This is a genomic window from Psychrobacter sp. T6-1, from assembly GCF_052258445.1.
In genome coordinates this window covers 1-1,306 of sequence record NZ_JBQQFC010000477.1, presented here as the reverse complement: position 1 = coordinate 1,306, position 1,306 = coordinate 1, and the positions used below count along the sequence as shown (strand labels likewise).

The following is a 1,306-nucleotide window of genomic DNA, read 5'->3' as shown; positions in this document are numbered from 1 at the left end:
AGTCCTGCCATGATGATAACGATGATAAGGAGGCGCTTAACAAGATAGGGGATAACAGGTTTTCTGTAGCCGATATCATCCAACTGACTCTCAACTCCGCGCTGCAAGCTTTTAAACCCTTGCTCAGGTGGCGTGGATTTGACACGGTCTTTGACTAAAGGATCAAAGCCTTCTACCTGTTGCTCTTGATCAAAGCTAATGGCGCTATTGGGAATGCCTTGCTTGCTGGCGATACTATTAAGCTTTTGCTGCTGCTTGTTTTTGAGCGTCATCTCATAGGCATCAATGCGCGCTTTGGCAGCATCCATACTGATGTTTTCATCTTGCGCTAGGTTTTTTATCGCCATGACAAGATTGCCTTTTTCGATCATCATTATCACTGATTTTGGCAGTTTTTTTTGCTTAGTGCTTGTATCGGTATTAGAGCCATCAGGGTTAAACATATTTATCCTTAAGCGTCAATTGCGCCGCTCAATGTGAGTAGTAGCACTTTTATTATAGCAACTTTATTGTGCTTAATTTTAGCCAAAAAAATACCGCAATTAAACAATTACGGTAAATTTATCACTTACTTACTTTTGAGTCTAAAAGACGCTTATAACGCTTTCCAGCGCTGGATAGATTCTTTGATGACTTCTTTAGCTTCGTACACATCGCCCCAAGATTCAACGACAGTCGTGCCCGCTTTTTTCAAGTCTTTGTAATGGCTAAAGTGGAACTGTAATTGATTAATGAGCTGCTTTGGTAGATCGTCCAAGCTATTGTAAGCGTTGCCTGTATCACGGTCATCAGCAGGAACGACAACGACTTTGTCATCGACTTCGCCGTCATCAACGAACTTCATCACACCGATGACTTTCGCTTTTAAGAAAATACCAGTAGGCAGAGGCTGCTCTGTGATGATGAGCGCATCTAGCTCGTCGCCATCTTCATCAAGGGTTTGCGGAATAAAACCATAGTTGCAAGGTTTGGCAAAAATCTGTGGATCAACACGGTCAAGCTCAAATACGGCAAGCTCGCGGTTCCACTCAATCTTGTGGCTGCTACCGGTTGGAATCTCAACCACAACGTTGATAATACCGCCGTCTACATCACCTGCGTCCAAAATTTTATTAAAATCTGCCATAAAGGGCTCCTAATGAATACGTTTTTAGCAAAAAATGTGAGAAGTAAAAGGGTAAGAGATTACTACGGTTTGCGAGTATAGCAAGTTTGCGACATATTTTCCTATTTTGCTTAAGTCTAAGCTGGCACGATATTATGCAAAATAGGACTCAAAAGCTTAAAACACAAAAGTTATGATTTA

Annotated in this window: 2 protein-coding genes; both read right to left on the bottom strand. The window is 41.6% G+C overall.

The window, feature by feature from the left end:
• Positions 1–443 (bottom strand): hypothetical protein (locus ACTXGO_RS13935; RefSeq protein ID WP_443574939.1); only part of this gene is annotated, 443 nt, incomplete at its 3' end.
• Between the two features lie 152 nt (positions 444–595).
• Positions 596–1,126: an inorganic diphosphatase gene (locus tag ACTXGO_RS13930; protein WP_443541746.1), complete on the bottom strand. Its 531-nt coding sequence runs from the start codon at positions 1,124–1,126 to the stop codon at positions 596–598.
• Positions 1,127–1,306: the final 180 nt, after the last annotated feature.